We start from the raw sequence: 334 nt of genomic DNA, 5'->3' as shown, positions 1-334 counted from the left end.
CCAGGATGTTGGCTTAGAAGCAGCCATCATTTAAAGAAAGCGTAATAGCTCACTGGTCGAGTCGGCCTGCGCGGAAGATGTAACGGGGCTAAACCATGCACCGAAGCTGCGGCAGCGAACGTATCACCCAAGACAATTCAGCGTTGTGGATAACGATTGATGGAGCGAAGCGACATCAATGCGTCCGACAAAGTCGAGTTGGCTTAGGGATACGTTCGTTGGGTAGGGGAGCGTTCTGTAAGCCGTTGAAGGTGGCCTGTGAGGGCTGCTGGAGGTATCAGAAGTGCGAATGCTGACATAAGTAACGATAATGCGGGTGAAAAACCCGCACGCC

The 334-nt window shown here is 52.7% G+C and carries 1 rRNA gene; it reads left to right on the top strand.

Going from position 1 to position 334, the window contains the following annotated elements:
• Nucleotides 1-334 (top strand): 23S ribosomal RNA (locus tag MFP24_RS00270); the annotation flags it as partial.

Origin of the sequence: Brenneria tiliae (assembly GCF_023347575.1) — a bacterium.
GTDB lineage: Bacteria > Pseudomonadota > Gammaproteobacteria > Enterobacterales > Enterobacteriaceae > Brenneria > Brenneria corticis.
Note: the sequence above shows the minus strand (reverse complement) of the source record. Positions and strands in the feature narration are given on the sequence as shown.